The organism is Variovorax sp. ZS18.2.2, from assembly GCF_024701975.1.
Lineage (GTDB): Bacteria > Pseudomonadota > Gammaproteobacteria > Burkholderiales > Burkholderiaceae_C > Variovorax.
Map to the genome: position 1 here is coordinate 587,314 of NZ_JANLNM010000001.1, position 19,234 is coordinate 606,547.

General features: G+C 67.0%; 14 protein-coding genes. 11 read left to right on the plus strand and 3 right to left on the minus strand.

Features of this window, described 5'->3' with window-relative positions:
* Positions 1 to 21 precede the first annotated feature (21 nt).
* From NU688_RS02910 to NU688_RS02920, 3 genes are all read right to left on the minus strand, one after another.
* A complete protein-coding gene (locus tag NU688_RS02910; RefSeq protein WP_257859042.1) occupies positions 22 to 2,043 on the minus strand; it encodes a DUF3488 and transglutaminase-like domain-containing protein in 2,022 nt (673 codons plus the stop codon).
* Between the two features lie 643 nt (positions 2,044 to 2,686).
* The gene (locus NU688_RS02915; RefSeq protein ID WP_257859043.1) at positions 2,687 to 3,664 is read right to left on the minus strand and encodes a DUF58 domain-containing protein; all 978 of its coding nucleotides are present in this window, start codon (positions 3,662 to 3,664) and stop codon (positions 2,687 to 2,689) included.
* Positions 3,661 to 4,581, minus strand: a complete 921-nt coding sequence (locus NU688_RS02920; RefSeq protein ID WP_257859044.1) for a MoxR family ATPase — start codon at positions 4,579 to 4,581, stop codon at positions 3,661 to 3,663. The genes NU688_RS02915 and NU688_RS02920 overlap by 4 nt, the downstream gene beginning before the upstream one ends.
* A gap of 76 nt (positions 4,582 to 4,657) precedes the next feature.
* Here NU688_RS02920 and NU688_RS02925 point away from each other — a divergent pair, with 76 nt between their 5' ends.
* The 11 genes from NU688_RS02925 to cydB all read left to right on the plus strand — a co-directional run bounded on the left by NU688_RS02925 (position 4,658) and on the right by cydB (position 19,218).
* Entirely contained in the window at positions 4,658 to 5,611 is a 954-nt protein-coding gene (locus tag NU688_RS02925; RefSeq protein WP_257859045.1) for a histone deacetylase family protein, read from the plus strand.
* A 39-nt stretch (positions 5,612 to 5,650) separates the two neighbouring features.
* A complete protein-coding gene (locus NU688_RS02930) occupies positions 5,651 to 6,931 on the plus strand; it encodes a mechanosensitive ion channel family protein (protein WP_257860492.1) in 1,281 nt (426 codons plus the stop codon).
* Between the two features lie 134 nt (positions 6,932 to 7,065).
* Entirely contained in the window at positions 7,066 to 7,815 is a 750-nt protein-coding gene (locus NU688_RS02935; protein WP_257859046.1) for an electron transfer flavoprotein subunit beta/FixA family protein, read from the plus strand.
* Between the two features lie 2 nt (positions 7,816 to 7,817).
* Positions 7,818 to 8,750, plus strand: a complete 933-nt coding sequence (locus tag NU688_RS02940; protein WP_257859047.1) for an electron transfer flavoprotein subunit alpha/FixB family protein — start codon at positions 7,818 to 7,820, stop codon at positions 8,748 to 8,750.
* A gap of 74 nt (positions 8,751 to 8,824) precedes the next feature.
* Complete coding sequence (locus NU688_RS02945) at positions 8,825 to 10,615, plus strand: acyl-CoA dehydrogenase (protein ID WP_257859048.1); 1,791 nt, start codon at positions 8,825 to 8,827, stop codon at positions 10,613 to 10,615.
* 79 nt (positions 10,616 to 10,694) lie between these two features.
* Entirely contained in the window at positions 10,695 to 11,657 is a 963-nt protein-coding gene (locus NU688_RS02950) for a nitronate monooxygenase family protein (protein WP_257859049.1), read from the plus strand.
* Positions 11,658 to 11,706: 49 nt separating this feature from the next.
* Entirely contained in the window at positions 11,707 to 12,816 is a 1,110-nt protein-coding gene (locus NU688_RS02955) for an acyltransferase (protein ID WP_257860493.1), read from the plus strand.
* 206 nt (positions 12,817 to 13,022) lie between these two features.
* Positions 13,023 to 14,708 carry a thiol reductant ABC exporter subunit CydD gene (gene cydD, locus NU688_RS02960; RefSeq protein WP_257859050.1) on the plus strand — a complete coding sequence of 562 codons (1,686 nt, stop codon included), beginning with the start codon at positions 13,023 to 13,025 and terminating at the stop codon, positions 14,706 to 14,708.
* The gene (cydC, locus tag NU688_RS02965; protein ID WP_257859051.1) at positions 14,705 to 16,405 is read left to right on the plus strand and encodes a thiol reductant ABC exporter subunit CydC; all 1,701 of its coding nucleotides are present in this window, start codon (positions 14,705 to 14,707) and stop codon (positions 16,403 to 16,405) included. The genes cydD and cydC overlap by 4 nt, the downstream gene beginning before the upstream one ends.
* Before the next feature lie 42 nt (positions 16,406 to 16,447).
* Positions 16,448 to 18,067, plus strand: a complete 1,620-nt coding sequence (locus NU688_RS02970) for a cytochrome ubiquinol oxidase subunit I (RefSeq protein ID WP_257859052.1) — start codon at positions 16,448 to 16,450, stop codon at positions 18,065 to 18,067.
* Positions 18,064 to 19,218, plus strand: coding sequence for a cytochrome d ubiquinol oxidase subunit II (gene cydB / locus NU688_RS02975; protein WP_257859053.1), 1,155 nt, complete (start codon positions 18,064 to 18,066; stop codon positions 19,216 to 19,218). The genes NU688_RS02970 and cydB overlap by 4 nt, the downstream gene beginning before the upstream one ends.
* Positions 19,219 to 19,234 lie beyond the last annotated feature (16 nt).

The following is a 19,234-nucleotide window of genomic DNA, read 5'->3' on the forward strand; positions in this document are numbered from 1 at the left end:
GCCGGCAGGACACATGTGGTTTCAGCCGCGTGGATTCGCGACAGGCCAGGCCAGGCGACGGAACTCCGCGCGCAGGGCCGCGAGCGTTTCGGGCGCGGCCTGCGCATAGCGCTGGGCTTCGAGCTTGAGCAGCCAGTCGCGAACCGGTCGCGCGGCGGGGCCGAAACGCGCGTCGGCCTGCGCAGCCATCTGGCGTGGCGGGGCGGTCTCGGGCACCGCGAGGCCGGCTTTCGCGAGGCGCGCGCGGGCCTGGCCGAGGAGGCGCAGCCAGGGGTCGTGCCGGCTGCGCTCCCACAGCGTCCAGCCTGCGCCGGCGAGGCTCGCGGCGATGACCAGGTAGAGCAGCACGTAGGCAAGGTCTTCCAGGCTCGGCGCGTCGAAGCCGAGGTTCTTCAGCAGGTTGAGCTGGCGGCTCTGGGTGTAGTTGAGCACCCACTGGTTCCAGCCGTTGTTCACCGCCTCCCAGGCGGCGCGCAGGTTCTGCACCAGCGTCGGGCTCATGGCGCCGATGGCTCCGGCGAAGAGGCCCGGCTGCGGCATGAGCCGCTGCAACTGGCCGATGCGGCCCGGTGCGACCGAGGCCGTCGGGTCCACGCGCACCCAGCCGGAGCCCTCTTGCCAGACTTCGGTCCAGGCGTGCGCATCGCGCTGGCGCACGATCCAGTAGTTGTCGATGGTGTTGAGCTCGCCGCCCTGGTAGCCCGTCACGATGCGCGAGGGAATGCCCAGGTTGCGCATCAGCACCACAAAGGCCGAGGCGATGTGCTCGCAGAAGCCTTCCTTGCGATCGAACCAGAATTCGTCGGCCGTGTCGTCGCCGTAGATGCCGGGCTCCAGCGTGTAGGTGTAGCCGCCGGTGCGAAGCCGCTGCAACGCGGCCTGGACGAGGACGGGCGTGGCGGCGCCGGCCAGCGCCGGGTCGTTGCGCATTTCTGCTGCGAGCGCGGCGGTGCGCGGGTTCGTGCCGGGCGGCAGTGCCAGGTAGGCCTGCAACTGCCCGCCGGCACGGCGCACCGGACCGCTCTGGAATCGCGGGTAGCTTTCAGCGCGATAGCGCAGCAGGTCGGTGACGGGGCGGTTCGAAATCCACTGAAGGTCGGGCGTGCCCAAGACTTCAAGGCCTGGGGCTTCGGGTGCCTTCTGCGCTGCGTCGAGCGTCAGCAGCCAGGGGCGGTTGTTGGGTTCGAGCGTGACTTCGTAGCGCACCGGCTCACCGGTCACCCGCAGGTTGGCGAGCCCTTGTCCGCCGCGCCCCCATGGCGGGAGCGCCGTCCACTCGCGGCCGTCGAACTGGCCGAGCACCGGTCCGCGAAAGTAGAGCAGGCTCTGCGGCGGCGCGCGGTTGTCGTCGAACTTGACGCGCGCGGCAATGCTGTCGTCCAGCGCCAACTCGGCGATGGTGCCAACGCGCATCGTGTTCGAGAGGCCCATGCGCCCGGCCATCGCATCGCCCGGCGTGCCCCACAGCGGCGCGAAGCGCGGGAACAGCAGGAACAGCGCGAGCATGATCGGCGCGCCGGCCAGGGCCATCCATCCGGCCGTGCGCGCGGCCTGCAGCAGCGACGGCTTGCCCACGGGCATGTGCGCGTTGACCAGCGCCGTGAGCAGGCCCAGCAGCGCGAGCAGCATCGTGAAGGCCGTCAGCAGCGACTGCGAGTAGAAGAAGTTCGTGAGCATCGCGAAGAAGCCCAGGAAGAAAACGACGAAGGCGTCCCGGCGGGCGCGCAGCTCCAGTGTCTTGAGGGCCAGCAGGATCACGATCAGCGTGACGCCTGCGTCGCGGCCGAGCAGGGTGCGGTGGGTGGCGTAGGTGCCTGCCAACGCCAGTGCGAGCAGGGCGATGCGCCACCAGCGGCTGGGGAGTGGGCGGGCTTCTATGGCCAGCGAGCCGCGCCAGAGGAGGACCAGGGCTGTCAGGGCTGTGCACCACCAGGGCAAGTTTTCTACTTGTGGCAGGACTATCAATGCGATGACTGTCAGCAGGAAGAGGGTGTCTCTTGCATCCCTTGGGAGGGCTGCGAGCTTGACCAGCAGTTTGTTCATGCGGCGAGCCCCTGGCGGGGGGCGGAGGCCGGGTCTCGCCCCGGCGGGCGACTCACTTTCTTTTGCTTCGCCAAAAGAAAGTAAGCAAAGAAAAGGCGACCCCGCTGTCTGCGACCCCTTCGCGTTGCTACGGGGCAACCTGCGGTGCTCGCGGTTCGCGGGGTCTCGCAGAACTCGCTTCGCTCAAACAGCTGCGAGCCCTGATCCGCGAACCGCTGCGCTCCTCGGCGCAGCCAGAGGGGCTTGGGCACCGAATGGGCCTTTGCTTCGCTCGGCACGAGGGGCAGACACGCTGGCGCGTGTCTGCCTTGAATTGGGCGTAGGTGTTGTGCGGGGTGCAAGGCCAAGCGAAGCGTCGGCCCGAATTGTCTTGAACGCCGAGCGCAGCGATGGCGCGTGCTAAAGCCCTTCTGTATGCGCCGAGGAGCGGAGCGTTTCGCGGACAAGGGCTCGCCCCTGTTTGAGCGAAGCGAGTTTGGGCGAGACCCCGCGAAACGTGAGCACCGCAGGTTGCCCGTAGCGAAGCGAAGGGTCGCAGACAGCAGGGTCGCCTTTTCTTTGGCTACTTTCTTTTGGCGAAGCAAAAGAAAGTAGCTCGCCCGCCGGGGCGAGACCCGGCCTCGGAAAGAAAACTCATCGACTCTCAACATAAAGCCAACGCCTCCAGACAGGCCCGCTTGTGCGCCTCACCCTGCGAAGGCTTCATCACCCGGCCCGCCACGCGGACGCCGTAATCCACCCCCAGCCGATCCGCCATCAACACCCAGGCACAGAGCCGCGACAGCCGGGCCTCGGTATCGGGAAGCCCGGCGGCCTGCGCATCGAGCCAGAGTTCTTCACGCTGCGTGTGCTGCGTGTCACGGCTGACGAGGTCTTCCGACCCGGCCGCCTGCGCGCGCGCAGCCTTCTTCCAGACCACCAGCTTGAGCGGATCCCCACGCCGGTACGCACGCACGCCGTCGTACTCGCCAGCGCCATGCGCACGCTGCGCAGCCGAAATGGCCGCCGACCCCGACAAGGGTTCGCCAGGCGGCAGCGGCGGCGGATGCGCCTCGGGCGCCGGATACACCAGCATCTGCGCCGCAGGGCGCCAGACCGTCCACACGCGGAACGTGCCCAGCGGAAAGCGCGTCTCGGCGGTCAGCGGTGGTACTGGATGCAGCCCGCGCCGCTCAGGCAGGAAAGCGATCTCGACCGTGGACGTGCCTTCGGCCGGCACATCGGTCCAGGCCCACTGTCCGCTGCCGCGCACCGCCATCCCGATGCCATAGCGCACGCTGCGCCGCTCGTTGTGCAGCACCACCCGGAAGACGGCCGCGGCCCCGGCGTAGTGCGCCTCGGGCGGCATCATGCGCATCGCGAGGCCGCGCAGCGTGGCATGGCACACGTGCATGCCCACCGCAACGCTGCCGGCCAGCAAGAAGGTCAGCAGATAGCCGAGGTTGAGCTGGTAGTTGATCGACGCGACCAGCAGCACGAGCAATGTGGCCGCCAGCGTCCAGCCGGCCCGCGTGGGCACGATGTAGACGTTGCGCTGGGTGAGCTCCAGCGTGTCCGACGGCGGCCGCCGGGACAGGAACCAGCCGTCGATGCGTGCGCGCAGGGCGCCGACCGGGCTCACGGCAATGGCACCGCCGCGATCATTGCGCGCACCTGCTCGACGGCGCCCCGGCCCGCATCGCCCACGGGCGTGAGCCGGTGCGCGATCGTCTGCGGCAGCACGGACTGCACATCGTCCGGCGCCACGTAATTGCGGTTGGCCAGAAGCGCCTGCGCTTTCGCGGCGCGCAGCACCGCGATGCCGGCGCGCGGCGACAGGCCCTGCAGGAACCAGCGGCCCGAACGCGTGGCGGCGATCAGGTCCTGCACGTAGTTGAGCAGAGGTTCCGACGCATGCACCTGCTGCACGCGCTGCTGGATGGCAGTGAGTTCGCCGGCGGTCAGCATCGCGGGCAGGCCGGCCAGCATCTCGCGCCGGTCGGCGCCCGAGAGCAGCAGCCGCTCGGCGGCGCGGTCCGGGTAGCCGAGCGAGATGCGCATCAGGAAGCGGTCGAGCTGCGATTCGGGCAGCGCGAAGGTGCCCAACTGGTCCTGCGGGTTCTGCGTGGCGATCACGAAGAAGGGTGTGGGCAGCGGGCGGGTCTCGCCTTCGATGGTGACCTGCTTTTCCTCCATCGCCTCGAGCAGGGCGCTCTGGGTCTTGGGGCTTGCGCGGTTGATTTCGTCGGCCAGCAGCACCTGGGCAAAGATCGGTCCGGGGTGGAACACGAAGGCCTGCTGGCCCCGGTCATAGATCGCGACCCCCGAAAGATCGCCCGGCATCAGGTCGGCAGTGAACTGGACCCGCGAAAACTGTAAACCGAATGTGTGCGAAAGCGCATGGGCAAGGGTGGTCTTGCCGACCCCCGGCACATCCTCGATCAGCAGGTGTCCCCCAGCGAGCAGGCAGGCCACACAGTCGCGCACCTGGGCCTCTTTGCCAACGATCACCGTGTTAAGCTGACTCAGCAAAGTGGCAAGCTTCGCAGCAATGTCCATATTTGTATCCATATGCAAACGATACCGTAAGACCTTGCGGCCCCATGCCGCGTGAGGTCTAGACGCGACAAGAGACATGGGCAAGACAGGCTACTTCACACACCGCGACTTCTGGAAGCACGACATGGGCCGGGGTCATCCCGAGTGCCCCGAGCGACTGGATGCCATCGAAGACCGGCTGCTTCTGACCGGCGTCAGTGATGCGCTCGAGCATTGCGACGTGCCGCTGGCCACCCTGGAGCAACTCACCCGGGCTCACAGCGTGGAGCATGTCGAGCTTCTCGAAGAACTCCATATGCGCCTTGTGGCCGACGAGCCCGCTGGCGGCCCCGACCACGCGCAGCTCGATCCCGACACCTCCCTGAACCGCTTCACGCTGCTGGCCGCACGCCGCGGCGCCGGCGCGGCCATCGCCGCGACCGATGCGGTGATCGCGGGGGACATCGAGAACGCCTTCTGCTCCGTGCGCCCGCCGGGCCACCACGCCTGCCGCGAGCGGGCGATGGGCTTCTGCTTCTTCAACAACATCGCCATTGCCGCGCGCCATGCGCTCGAGGTGCATGGCTACGACCGCGTGGCCATCGTCGACTTCGACGTGCACCACGGCAACGGAACAGAGAACATCCTCTCGAACGATCCGCGTGTGCTGATGGTCGGCTTCTTCCAGCACCCGTTCTACCCGTACAGCGGCACCGAGCACCCCGCGTCGAACATGCTGAACCTGCCGATCCCGGCCTACACCCGGGGCATGGACGTGCGCGAACTCATCGAAGCCGCCTGGATGCCGCGGCTCGAAGAGTTCCGGCCGCAAATGATCTTCATCAGCGCGGGTTTCGACGCCCATCGCGAAGACGACCTGGGCCAGCTCGGCCTGACCGAGAACGACTTTGCCTGGATCACCAGCCGCATCCACGACGTTGCCAAGCGCCATGCGCGCGGCCGCATCGTCTCGATGCTCGAAGGCGGCTACAACCTCGATGCGCTGGCGCGCAGTGTCGAAGCGCACATCCGCGTCCTGGCCGATCTGTAACGCCACGGGCGCAAGCATGGCGCCATGTTTTCTGAACCGATGAATTTCAACGACTTCCTACAACGCCTGAAACAGGTCGATGCGACCGGCATCGGCATCGAACTGAGCGTGCTGGTGGCCTGCGTGGCCCTGGCATGGGCCATCTGCAAATGGTTCGGGCGCGACCAGCCCAAGGACTCCATCTGGTTCGGCGAAAGCACCTTCGACGGGCTGCTGTTCCCGCTGTTGTCGCTGGTGTTCACCGATCTCGCGCGGCGCGTGGTGATCGATTTCCAGCCGGTGCTGGTGCTGCGCATCGCGGTGTCGGTGTTCCTGTCGCTCGCGGTCATCCGGCTGTTCGCGCGGGTGCTCAGGGCGGTGTTTCCCACGTCCAACTTGGTGCGGTTGATCGAGCGCACGATCTCGTGGCTAGCCTGGATCGCGGCTGTGCTCTGGATCGTCGGGCTGCTGCCGCCCGTGCTGGCCGAACTGGACAACATCACGCTGGCGTTCGGCAAGACGCGCGTGAGTGTGCAGACGATCTTCCAGGGCGTGCTGTCGGCCGGGCTGGTGCTGGTGATCGCGCTGTGGATCGCCTCGACCATCGAGAAGCGCATCCTGCGCGAGGCCGTCACCGACCTGTCGATGCGCAAGGTGGCGTCGAACGCGGTGCGCGCCTTCCTGCTGCTGATCGGCTTGTTGTTCGCGCTGTCGGCGGTGGGGGTGGACCTCACGGCGCTCTCGGTGCTGGGCGGCGCGCTCGGCGTGGGCCTGGGCTTCGGGCTGCAGAAGCTGGCGGCCAACTACGTGAGCGGCTTCGTGATCCTGCTGGAGCGCTCGATCCGCATCGGCGACAACGTGAAGGTCGATACCTTCGAAGGCCGCATCACCGACATCAAGACGCGCTACACGCTCATCCGCGCGGGCAACGGGCGCGAGGCTATCGTGCCGAACGAATCGCTGATCACCAGCCGGGTGGAGAACCTTTCGCTGGCTGACCGCAAGTTCAACATCACGACCAACATCGTGGTCGGCTACGAGAGCGACGTGGCGCGGGTGCAGGCCATTTTGTGCGAGGCCGCGAAGTCGCAGGCACGGGTGATGACCGACCCGGAGCCGGTGGCCTACCTCGTGAACTTCGCGCCCGACGGGCTCGAGTTCAGCCTGCACTTCTGGGTGGCCGACCCGGACAAGGGCAAGGACAACGTGCGCTCGGCCATCAACGTGGCCATTCTCGAAGGGCTGCGGGGAGCGGGCATCGACATTCCCTATCCGCAGCGGGTGGTGCGAGTGGAATCTTTGCCGTCGGGAATCGCACCAGCGTCCGACGCTGTTTTATAATCGCCGAAAAGCACGATCGTTCTTTTTAAGGCCTGCAGTGCCGACAGGAAGAATGGAGAGGCTGCAAAGGTCGCGTCCTAGAATGACCGGTTGCCCTCGAAGCCCCCTTTTTGCAATCCAATGGAGTCAAGTCAATGAAGGTTCTTGTGCCTGTCAAACGGGTCGTCGATTACAATGTGAAGGTGCGCGTCAAGAGCGACGGCACCGGGGTGGACATTGCCAACGTCAAGATGAGCATGAACCCCTTTGACGAGATCGCTGTCGAAGAAGCTGTGCGTCTGAAAGAGAAGGGCGTTGTGACCGAAGTCATCGCCGTCTCCTGCGGCGATGCGAAGTGCCAGGAAACCCTGCGCACCGCGATGGCCATCGGTGCGGATCGCGGCATCCTGGTCGAAACGACTGAAGAGCTGCAGCCGCTGGCTGTCGCCAAGCTCCTCAAGGCGCTGGTCGACAAGGAACAACCGTCGCTCATCATCCTCGGCAAGCAAGCCATCGATGACGACGCGAACCAGACCGGCCAGATGCTGGCTGCACTGGCCGATCTGCCGCAAGCCACCTTCGCCTCGAAGGTCGATCTCGCGGCCGACAAGGTCACCGTGGCGCGCGAAGTCGACGGCGGTATGGAAACGCTGACGCTCACGCTGCCCGCGGTCATCACGACCGACCTGCGCCTGAACGAGCCGCGCTACGTCACGCTGCCCAACATCATGAAGGCCAAGAAGAAGCAGCTGGACATCTTCAAGCCCGAAGACCTGGGCGTCGATGTGAAGCCCCGCCTGAAGACCCTGAAGGTCAGCGAGCCTCCGAAGCGCGGCGCTGGCATCAAGGTGCCTGACGTGGCGACGCTGGTGGACAAACTGAAGAACGAAGCGAAGGTGATCTGAACATGACCGCACTTGTTATTGCCGAACACGACCACGCCAGCATCAAGCCGGCGACTTTGAACACCGTGACTGCAGCGCTGGCTTGCGGTGGCGACGTGCACATCCTCGTGGCCGGTGCCAATGCCGCCGAAGCTGCCAAGGCCGCTGCCCAGATCGTGGGCGTCACCAAGGTCATCGCCGCAGACAGCCCGAGCCTGGCCGAGAACCTTGCGGAAAACGTCGCAGCTCAAGTCCTCGCGATCGCAGCCAACTACAGCCACATCCTGTTCCCCTCGACCGCCAACGGCAAGAACGTCGCGCCGCGCGTGGCCGCCAAGCTCGATGTGGCGCAGATCAGCGACATCACCAAGGTCGACAGTCCCGATACCTTCGAGCGCCCGATCTACGCCGGTAACGCGATTGCCACCGTGCAGAGCAGCGATGCCACCAAGGTGATCACTGTCCGCACGACCGGTTTCGATGCCGCAGCAGCAACCGGCGGCAGCGCCACCGTCGAAACCGCCGAAGGCGTCGCCGACAGCGGCAAATCGAGCTTCGTCGGCCGCGAAGTCACCAAGAGCGAACGCCCTGAACTGACCGCTGCCAAGATCATCGTCTCGGGCGGCCGAGCCCTGGGCAGCGCCGAGAAGTTCGCCGAAGTGATGGCGCCTCTGGCCGACAAGCTCAACGCGGGTCTGGGCGCCAGCCGCGCAGCCGTCGATGCGGGCTACGCCCCGAACGACTGGCAAGTGGGCCAGACAGGCAAGATCGTTGCGCCGCAGCTGTACATCGCAGCGGGCATCTCGGGTGCGATCCAGCATCTGGCCGGCATGAAGGATTCCAAGGTGATCGTGGCGATCAACAAGGATGAAGAAGCCCCGATCTTCTCGGTGGCCGACTACGGCCTCGTGGCCGACCTGTTCGTGGCCGTGCCCGAGCTGGTGAAGGCGCTCTGATCGCATTGCTGCATTGAGCCGAAGGGCATCGTTCGCGATGCCCTTTTCGTATCCGCTGTATCTGGAGACAAGACATGAGCTACACCGCCCCCCTCAAGGACATGCTGTTCGACATCGAGCACCTGGCCAACATCGGCGAGATCGCCAAGCTGCCGGGCTTCGAAGATGCCGGCCTCGAAACCGCACAGGCCGTGCTCGAGGAATGCGCCCGTTTCAACCAGGACGTGGTCGCGCCGCTGAACATCGAAGGCGACCGCAATCCCTCGTCGTTCAAGGGCGGTGAGGTCACCACCACGCCGGGCTTCAAGGACGCCTTCGCGCAGTACGTCTCGGGCGGTTGGCAGGGCTTGCAGCATCCGTCGGATTTCGGCGGCCAGGGCCTCCCGAAGACCATCGGCGCGGCCTGCGGCGAGATGCTCAACTCGGCCAACATGAGCTTCGCGCTGTGCCCGCTCCTGAGCGATGGCGCCATCGAAGCGCTGCTCACGGCCGGCTCCGATGAGCTCAAGGCGGTCTATCTCGAAAAGCTCGTGAGCGGCCAGTGGACCGGCACGATGAACCTCACCGAGCCGCAGGCCGGCAGCGACCTCGCCATGGTGCGCAGCCGCGCCGAGCCGCAGCCCGACGGCACCTACAAGGTGTTCGGCACCAAGATATTCATCACCTACGGTGAGCACGACATGGCCGAGAACATCGTGCACCTCGTGCTGGCCCGCGTGACCGGCGCGCCCGAAGGCGTGAAGGGCATCAGCCTGTTCGTGGTGCCCAAGTTCATGGTCGGCAAGGACGGCGCGCTCGGGGCACGCAACGACGTGCACTGCGTGAGCATCGAGCACAAGATGGGCATCAAGGCCTCGCCGACCGCCGTGCTGCAGTACGGTGACCACGGCGGTGCGGTGGGCTACCTCGTCGGCCAGGAGAACCGCGGCCTCGAGTACATGTTCATCATGATGAACTCGGCCCGCTACGCGGTGGGCATGCAGGGCATCGCGATTGCCGAGCGCGCTTATCAGCACGCCGTGGCCTATGCGAAAGACCGTGTGCAGAGTCGCCCGGTCGACGGTTCGATCAACGCCAGCGCGCCGATCATTCATCACCCCGACGTCAAGCGCATGCTGATGACGATGCGCGCCTACACCGAAGGCTGCCGCGCGATGGCTTCGGTGGCCGCAGCTGCGTACGATGCCGCGCATCACCATACCGATGCGGACGCACGCAAGCAGAACCAGGCCTTCTACGAATTCATGGTGCCGCTGGTCAAGGGCTACAGCACCGAGATGAGCCTCGAGGTGACCTCGCTCGGTGTGCAGGTGCACGGCGGCATGGGCTTCATCGAGGAGACGGGTGCGGCGCAGTACTACCGCGACGCGAAGATCCTCACGATCTACGAAGGCACCACCGCGATCCAGGCCAACGACCTCGTGGGCCGCAAGACCGCGCGCGACGGCGGCCAGACCGCCAAGGCCATCGCCGCGCAGATCGAAAAGACCGAGACCGAACTCGCCAAGAGCGAAAGCCCCGCGGCCGCAGCTGTCCTCAAGCGCCTGAAGGCTGCACGCGAAGCCTTCATCGAAGTCGTCGATTTCGTCGCGGGCCAGACCAAGGCTTCGCCCAACGCGGTGTTCTCGGGCAGCGTGCCGTACCTGATGCTCGCGGGCAACCTCATGGCCGGCTGGCAGCTTGCGCGCTCGCTGATCATTGCCGAGAACCTCGCCTCGCGCAGCTTCGACACCGACTTCATGCTGGCCAAGATCGCCACGGCGCGTTTCTATGCCGAGCACATCCTGAACAAGGTGCCGGGCATCCGCGACAGCATCGTGGACGGCGCTGAAAGCGTCACGGCGCTTGCGCTCGACGCGTTCTGATCGACGCCCCCTGTCGCCCACCTGACGGGCGGCAGGGGGCCCTCTCTCTTATAAAACCGAATCTATTTCCGGAGACAACATGTCCAAGCTGCCCCCCGTCCTCGCGAACCTGCCGCTGCCGATCATCGGCTCGCCGCTGTTCATCATCAGCAACCCCAAGCTCGTGATCGCGCAATGCAAGGCCGGCGTGGTCGGCGCGATGCCGGCGCTCAACGCGCGCCCCGCGGCGCAGCTCGAAGAGTGGCTGATCGAGATCACCGAAGAGCTCGCCGCCTACAACAAGGCCAACCCCGACAAGCCCGCGGCACCGTTCGCCATCAACCAGATCGTGCACAAGAGCAACGACCGCCTCGAGCACGACATGGAGATGGTCGTGAAGTACAAGGTGCCGATCGTCATCACCTCGCTGGGTGCGCGCACTGACGTGAACGACGCGGTGCACAGCTACGGCGGCGTGACGCTGCACGACATCATCAACAACAAGTTCGCGCAGAAGGCGATCGAGAAGGGCGCCGACGGCATCATCGCCGTGGCGGCCGGTGCCGGCGGGCATGCGGGCGTGAAGAGTCCGTTCGCGCTGGTGCAGGAAATCCGCCAGTGGTTCGACGGCCCGATCGCGCTGTCGGGTTCCATCGCCACCGGCGGCGCGGTGCTCGCGGCGCAGGCCATGGGCGCGGACTTCGCCTACATCGGCACCGCCTTCATCGCCACCGAGGAAGCGCGTGCGAGCGACGACTACAAGCAGGCCATCGTCGACGGCAACTCCGACGACATCGTCTACTCCAGCCTCTTCACCGGCGTGCACGGCAACTACCTCGCACCCAGCATCGTCAAGGCCGGCATGGACCCGGCCAACCTGCCCGAAGGCGACGTGAAGACCATGAACTTCGGCGGCGGCGAGGGCAGCAAGGCCAAGGCTTGGAAAGACATCTGGGGCTCGGGTCAGGGCATTGGCGCCGTGACCGAAGTGGCCAGCGCCGCGGCCTTCATCGACAAGCTCAAGCGCGAGTACCAGGAAGCAAGGCAGCGCCTGGCGCTTTGAACGAGGCCTGAACATGGCTTCTGCCACGGCGCCCTCCTCGACGGGGCGCATGCCGTTGCTCGACGCAGCGAAGGGCATCGCCTGCGCGGTGATCGTCGGGCACCATCTGTCGCGCTACGGGCCGATGCCCGCGGGCGCATATGGGCTCGCGCCCGATTTCTTCGGATGGCTGGCTGAAGACGGCCGGCTCGCGGTGCAGGTGTTCCTCGTGATCGCGGGTTTTCTCGCAGCGGCGAGCCTCGCGCCGGACGGCCTCCTGCGCGTCGACCGGCCCATCGCGCGCATCCTGCAGCGCTATGGACGGCTGGTGATGCCCTACTTGGCCGCGCTCACCGTCTGCGTGCTGGTGGCCGCGCTGGTGCGGCCGTGGCTCGATGAAGACGTGGTGCCGGCATCGCCGAGCATCGGCCAGTTGTTTGCGCACGGGCTGCTGCTGCAGGACCTGCTGGGCTACGAGTCGTTGTCCACCGGCGTCTGGTATGTGGCCATCGACTTCCAACTTTTCGCGCTCGCGTTGATGCTCGTCGGCCTTCCGGCCATGTTGCGCCCGCCCGCACCGGGTGTCGTGAATCCATCGTCGCGGTGGATGCCCGTGCTGCTGGTGCTCGCGCTGGCCGTGGCCTCGCTGGTGCTCTTCAATCGCAACGCCAGCCTCGACGACACCGCGCTGTATTTCTTCGGTGCCTACGGGCTCGGCATGCTGGTGTTCTGGATCGGCCGCGCGACGCGGGCCAGCACCTGGCAGGGCGCTGTGGCACTGCTGGTGTTGCTAGGGGCAGGGGCGCTGGCCATCGAATGGCGCAGCCGTATCGCAACGGCGCTGGTGACGGCGCTGCTGATCACTGTCGCGCAGCAGCAGCATTGGCTGTCGCCCGCCAAGTGGCCAGCGGCGGCAGTGCCGCTGCAGCGCCTGGGGCGCATGTCGTATTCGCTGTTCCTGATTCACTTTCCAGTGCTCCTCGCCATGAATGCCTTGGTCGCAAACCTCGCGCCGCACGGGCCGTGGATCGACCTGCTGGGCATGGTGCTGACCTTCGGCCTTTCGGTGGCTGCGGCGGCACTGCTCTATCGCTGGGTGGAGGCGCGCCCGGCATCGTGGCGCGGCGTGTTCGCGCTGTTCGCGGCGCTGCTGGTCAGCGGAATAGTCGTTTCGCAATAACGCGCGCCAAGCGCCCCAAAGCGTACTAGGCGGCCCCAGCGGGCAAGGCGCCCGCCCACGACATCGCGGGCGCCATGGCTGATTTCTTCCTTCGAATGGGTTGCGCTCGGGCTCCGTAGCGTGCAGGCTGCGGCTCGTCAGTTGCTTTCGTCTTCGGTATGATTGTGGAAATTTCAGTAAATACTGAAAATACGCAAAACTAAGGAATGACCCAGCACACGCCGCCCTCACGATTGCCATTGCAGGCATTTGCGTCGCCTGACGTCGGCAGCGTGGTGCAGGGCGCCGCCGCGCTTTTCTGGATTCCGCAGGCGGCGTTGCTTGCGATGGCGGTGCAGGGGTTGGCTTCGGGGCGCGGCCTAGCGGCGGTGCAGTTCCCGGCGCTCGGCATCTTGCTGCTCGGGTTGCTGCGCGCAGCCTGCGAGGCCTGGGGCGCGCGCCGGACCTTCACTCGCGCAAGAGCACAACTGACGACGCTGCGCGCACAGGCAGCTTCAGCGCTCGCGAGCGGATCACCGCTCGACCGCAGCCGCGCCGCTTCGGGCGAGGCCGCCAGCGTGCTCGCCGAGCAGGCCGAAGCGTTGGTGCCATATCTCGTGCGCTATCAGCCGGCGCGCTGGCGCGTGATGGTGGTGCCCGTTCTCATCGTGCTCGTGGTCGCGAGCCTCTCGTGGATCGCCGCGCTGGTGCTCCTGGTCGCGGCCCCGCTGATCCCGCTGTTCATGGCCATCGTCGGCTGGCGCGCCAAGGCCGCGAGCGAGGCGCAGATGGTCGAGATGGGCGGCATGAATGCCTTCCTGCTCGACCGCCTGCGGGGCCTGGCCACGCTGCGTGCGCTCGGCGCGGTGGATGCCACCGCCCTGCGCCTGGGCGAGGCCGCGCAGTCGCTGCGCCAGCGGACCATGGCGGTGCTGCGCATCGCGTTTCTCTCATCGGCCTTGCTCGAACTGTTCTCGGCGCTCGGCGTCGCGATGGTGGCGGCGTACGTGGGCTTCCATCTGTTGGGCACGCTGGGCTTTGGCGCCTGGGGCCGGCAACTGAGCCTGGGAGAAGGCCTGTTCGTGCTGCTGCTCGCGCCGGCTTTCTTCGAGCCGCTGCGGGAGCTCTCGGCCGTCTGGCACGACCGCGCGGCGGGCGAGGCGGCGCTGCAATCGCTCGAACAACTTCAGCGCAGCGAGTTGCCGTTGCCCGGCGCGAACACGCCGGTGCGCACGGCGACGAGTGCCGTTGGCGCCGCGCCCGTCGTCGCCACCCACGGCCTGCATTTCTCCTGGCCCGGCGAGCAGGCACTGTTCGACGGCTACGACCTTCGCGTCGCGGCTGGCGAGCACCTTGCCATCACCGGCGCGAGCGGCTCGGGCAAGACGGCCTTGCTGTCACTGCTCGCCGGGCTGGTGCCTGCGACAAGCGGCGAAATCTCCATCGGCGGCGTTCCACTGTCCGACCGCACCGTGAGCGCCCTTCGGCAGCGCATGGCATGGATGGGCCAGAAGCCGCACGTGTTCGCAGGCTCGATCGAGGCCAACGTGGCGCTCGGACGCGCAGGAATCGACACGCCGCAGGTCATGACCGCCATGCGTTTCGCGTCGCTCGAAACTGTCGCGCAGGCCCATCCCACCGTCGCGCTGGGCGAGGGCGGCAGCGGCCTGTCGGGCGGAGAAGCGGTACGGCTCGCGCTGGCACGCATCGCCGTCGATCCGCATGCCGACCTGCTGCTGGTCGATGAGCCCACCGCGCACCTCGACACCGAAACTGCCGAGCGAGTGGCCGACGCGCTGGTCGCGCTGGCAAAAGGCAAGACGCTGATCGTCGCAACGCACGATCCCGTGCTGGCGGCGCGCATGCACCGCGTGATCAGTCTCGATGCAGAAGCGATGGAGTGCGCGGCATGACCCTCTCCACGAACAACTGGCGTTATCTGCGCCTCGTGCTGCGCCCCTTCCTCGCGTCGCAGCCGCGCCCCTTGCTGTGGGGCGGCCTGTTGGCCGCCGTCACCGTGCTTGCAGGCATGGCGCTGCTGGGCCTCTCGGGCTGGTTCATCACCGCGACCGCGCTCGCCGGCCTGCATGCAGCGACCGCATTCACCTTCGACGTGTTCGCGCCGTCCGCCGGCATCCGCCTGCTGGCGCTCGGCCGCACGGCATCGCGCTATGGCGAACGGCTTGTCACGCACGACGCGACCTTTGCCGTGCTCGCCGCGCTGCGCGTGCGGCTCTTCCGCGGCTGGGCGCGTCCGGAAGCGGCACGCGCGTTGCTCATGCGCCCGGCGCGCCTGCTGTTCCGCCTCACGGCCGACATCGACGCGCTCGAATCGCTCTACCTGCGCTTGCTCGTACCCGCCGCCGCCGCCCTGGGCGCCGCATTGCTGGCCGGCGTGGTGCTGGGCTTCATGCACGTCGGCATGGGCGCGGCGTTGATGCTCTGGCTCGTCGCGGTTGGCTGGGGCATTGCGTTCTTCATCGCGCGGCGCGCACGCCGGCCCGCGATGCAGCGCGCCCATGCCATCGAGGCGTTGCGCGCCCGTGCGGTCGACCTCATGGCCGGCCAGACCGACCTGGTCATGGCCGGTCGCATCGACGCGCAACGCGAAGCACTCATGAACGCCGACCGACATCTCGCCAAGGCCGACCTCGCGCTGAACCGCCTCGAAGCCGCAGCCGGCATCGCCTACGGCGGCGCGGGCACCGTGACCCTCGTCGGCGTGCTGCTGGGAGTGGGCGTGCTGGTGGGGGAGGGCGCGATCGGTGCGCCCGCCGCGGCGCTCGCGTTGCTCGTGGCGCTCACGGCGACCGAGCCTTTCGCGGCCCTGCGGCGCGGCGCGCTCGATGCGGGGCGAACGTGGCTCGCGGTGCGTCGCCTCGCGCCGCGCATGACGGCGGAGGAAGAGGCGCCGGCAGCCAGCAACGAAGAAGCCTCCGTCGCGCTACGTCTGAGCCATGTCACGCTCGCGCACCCCGGCAGCCGCATCCAGGTCTTGAACGACGTGTCGTTGACCGTAGCCCCGGGCAAGCGTGTCGCACTGATCGGCGCCAGCGGTGCTGGCAAGTCCACATTGCTCAACATGATCGCCGGAGAAATCACTCCGCAATCCGGCAGCGTGAACGCACAGCCGCCCTGCCTGCTCACCCAGCGCACCGAACTCTTCCAGGACAGCCTGCGCGACAACCTGCGGCTCGCCGACCCCGAGGCCACCGACGAACAGCTCTGGTCCGCGCTGCACGCAGCGGGCCTCCAAGAAGACATCCGCGCCCTGAAGACAGGCCTGAACACCCGCCTCGGCGAAGGCGGCCTCGGCCTCTCGGGCGGCCAATCGCGCCGCCTCGCATTGGCGCGCCTGCTGCTGCGCCCCGTGCCGCTCTGGCTGCTGGATGAACCCACCGAAGCGCTCGACGCCACCGTCGCGCACGACGTGCTGCAGCGCCTCGCCCGCCACGCCGACGGCCGCACGCTCGTGATCGCCACGCACCTGCGCCGCGAGGCCGCGCTTGCCGACCGCCTCGTGTGCATGCAGCAGGGCCGCATCGTCGCCGACCTGCGCCGCGGCAGCGCCGCCTTCGACACCGCGTTGCGAACCCTGCGCCCCGATTGATCCCACAGAAAAAGACAGAAGAGAAAAACCAAAGGAAGCCCCATGGACCTCGACATCGTTGCGCTCTCGCGCCTGCAGTTCGCCGTCACGGCGCTGTATCACTTCCTGTTCGTTCCGCTGACGCTCGGCCTCTCGATCCTGCTGGCGATCATGGAGACGGTCTACGTCATGACCGGCCGCGTGATCTGGCGCGACATGACGAAATTCTGGGGCGTGCTCTTCGGCATCAACTTCGCGATGGGTGTCGCGACCGGCGTGGTGATGGAGTTCCAGTTCGGCATGAACTGGAGCTACTACAGCCACTATGTCGGCGACATCTTCGGCGCGCCGCTGGCCATCGAGGGGCTCATGGCCTTCTTCATGGAGGCGACCTTCGTGGGACTCTTCTTCTTCGGTTGGGACAAGCTCTCCAAGGTCGGTCACCTCGTCGCCACCTGGGCCGTGGCCATCGGCTCCAACTTCTCGGCGCTGTGGATCCTCATTGCCAACGGCTGGATGCAGAACCCCGTGGGCGCGGCCTTCAATCCGCAGACCATGCGCATGGAGGTGACCGACTTCCTCGCGGTGCTGACCAACCCGGTCGCGCAGGCCAAGTTCGTGCACACGGTCTCGGCGGGTTATGTGTGCGCCTCGGTGTTCGTGCTCGGCGTGTCGGCCTGGTATCTGCTCAAGGGCCGTCACCTCGAACTGGCCAAGCGCTCGATGACCGTGGCCGCGTCTTTCGGCCTGGCCTCCGCGCTGTCGGTGGCAGTGCTCGGCGACGAAAGCGGGTATCTCTCGGGCGAGCACCAGAAGATGAAGCTGGCCGCCATCGAAGCCATGTGGGAGACGCAGCCCGCACCCGCCGCCTTCACCGTCATCGGCTTCCCCGACCAGGCGGCACGCGAGACGCACTACGCCATCCACATCCCCGGCGTGATGGGCCTCATCGGCACGCGCTCTCTCGACACCGTGATGCCCGGCATCGATGAGCTCGTGAAGCGCGCCGAGGCACGCATCCGCGAAGGCCTCAAGGCCTACGACGCGTTACAGAAGATCCGCGAGGCCGGCGGCACCGGCAAGGTGACGCAGGGCGTGCGCGGCGACTTCGAGGACAACGGCATCAACATGGGCTACGCGCTCCTGCTCAAGCGCTACGTCGACGACCCGCGCACCGCCACCGACGAGCAGGTCTCCAAGGCCGCATGGGACACCGTGCCGCAGGTGGCACCGCTCTTCTGGCTGTTCCGCGTGATGGTGGGCATCGGCATCTTGCTGATCCTGCTGACCGGCACCTTCTTCGTGCTCTCGGCGCGCCGCAAGCTCGACAAGCACCGCTGGCTGCTCAAGGCCGCGGTGTTTGCGATCCCGCTGCCGTGGATCGCCATCGAGGCCGGCTGGCTGGTGGCGGAGTTCGGCCGCCAGCCCTGGGTGATCGAGGGCGTGCTGCCCACCGCGGTGGCCGTGTCGAACCTTGGCGTGAAGACGCTGCTGCTCACACTCGCGGGCTTCATCGCGATCTACACCACGCTGCTCGTCATCGAGATGAAGCTGATGCTCAAGGCCATCCGCAAGGGACCTGAAGCCGAGCACGCGCCCGACGAGGGCGATGCGCGATCGCACGTTCCGCCGGTGCACGCCGCCGCCACCACCGTCTCTTCCACCACCGGGAGCGCCGCATGATCCTCCACACACTCCTCGACTACGACACCCTGCGCTTCATCTGGTGGCTGCTGATCGGCGTGCTGCTGGTCGGCTTCGCGGTCACCGACGGGTTCGACCTGGGCAGCGGCATGTTGCTGCCGTTCGCGGCGCGCAACGACATCGAACGCCGCGTCGTCATCAACAGCGTCGGCCCGGTGTGGGAGGGCAACCAGGTGTGGCTGATCCTGGGCGGCGGCGCGATCTTCGCGGCCTGGCCGCAGCTGTACGCGGTGTCGTTCTCGGGCTTTTATCTCGCGATGTTCGTGATCCTCACGGCGCTGATCCTGCGGCCCGTGGCCTTCAAGTTCCGCAGCAAGCGCGAGTCGCCGCAGTGGCGCGCGCGTTGGGACTGGGTGCTGTTCTTCAGCGGCTTCGTGCCCGCGTTGATCTGCGGCGTGGCGGTGGGCAACGTGCTGCAGGGCGTGCCGTTCCGCTTCGGCGCGGACATGCACATCTTCTACGACGGCGGCTTCTTCGGCCTGCTGAACCCGTTCGCGATTCTTTGCGGGCTGGTGTCGGTCGCGATGCTGGTGATGCATGGCGCGGCGTGGCTGCTGCTCAAGACGGCCGGGCCGGTGGCCGAGCGGGCGCGCACCTACGGCATAGTGGCCGCGGTGCTGACCATCGCGCTCTATGCGCTGGCCGGCGTGCTGCTCGCGACGAGCATCGGCGGCTACCGCATCAGCAGCGTGGTCGATGCGGTGGGGCCGTCGAACCCGATGCTCAAGACGGTTGAGCTGCATGCGGGCGCATGGACGGTCAACTACGCGGCCCATCCGTGGACGCTGGCCGCACCGATTGCCGGCTTCGTCGGCGCACTGGGCGCGTTGCTCGGACTGGTGTTGCGCCGGCCGGTGCTCGCACTGCTCACCGCGGCGCTCGGCATCGCCGGCATCATCCTGAGCGTGGGCGCATCGATGTTCCCGTTCATCCTGCCCTCGTCGATCGATCCGCGCGCGAGCCTCACGGTGTGGGATTCGTCGTCGAGCCACCTCACGCTCTTCATCATGCTGGTGGTCACGGCCATCTTCATTCCGATCATCGTGGCCTACACCACCTGGGTCTACCACGTGCTGTGGGGCAAGGTCGACGAGAAAGCCATCCGCGAAGACAGCGGTCACGCCTACTGAACAAGGGAGGAACAGA

Excerpts from the sequence above, each read along its gene's own strand:
- NU688_RS02955 (WP_257860493.1), top strand. The coding sequence starts at position 11,707 with ATGCCGTTGCTCGACGCAGCGAAGGGCATCGCCTGCGCGGTGATCGTC.
- cydB (WP_257859053.1), top strand. The coding sequence starts at position 18,064 with ATGATCCTCCACACACTCCTCGACTACGACACCCTGCGCTTCATCTGG.
- NU688_RS02930 (WP_257860492.1), top strand. The coding sequence starts at position 5,651 with ATGAATTTCAACGACTTCCTACAACGCCTGAAACAGGTCGATGCGACC.
- NU688_RS02925 (WP_257859045.1), top strand. The coding sequence starts at position 4,658 with ATGGGCAAGACAGGCTACTTCACACACCGCGACTTCTGGAAGCACGAC.
- cydD (WP_257859050.1), top strand. The coding sequence starts at position 13,023 with ATGACCCAGCACACGCCGCCCTCACGATTGCCATTGCAGGCATTTGCG.
- NU688_RS02940 (WP_257859047.1), top strand. The coding sequence starts at position 7,818 with ATGACCGCACTTGTTATTGCCGAACACGACCACGCCAGCATCAAGCCG.
- NU688_RS02950 (WP_257859049.1), top strand. The coding sequence starts at position 10,695 with ATGTCCAAGCTGCCCCCCGTCCTCGCGAACCTGCCGCTGCCGATCATC.
- NU688_RS02945 (WP_257859048.1), top strand. The coding sequence starts at position 8,825 with ATGAGCTACACCGCCCCCCTCAAGGACATGCTGTTCGACATCGAGCAC.
- NU688_RS02970 (WP_257859052.1), top strand. The coding sequence starts at position 16,448 with ATGGACCTCGACATCGTTGCGCTCTCGCGCCTGCAGTTCGCCGTCACG.
- NU688_RS02910 (WP_257859042.1), bottom strand. The coding sequence starts at position 2,043 with ATGAACAAACTGCTGGTCAAGCTCGCAGCCCTCCCAAGGGATGCAAGA.
- NU688_RS02935 (WP_257859046.1), top strand. The coding sequence starts at position 7,066 with ATGAAGGTTCTTGTGCCTGTCAAACGGGTCGTCGATTACAATGTGAAG.
- cydC (WP_257859051.1), top strand. The coding sequence starts at position 14,705 with ATGACCCTCTCCACGAACAACTGGCGTTATCTGCGCCTCGTGCTGCGC.
- NU688_RS02920 (WP_257859044.1), bottom strand. The coding sequence starts at position 4,581 with ATGGACATTGCTGCGAAGCTTGCCACTTTGCTGAGTCAGCTTAACACG.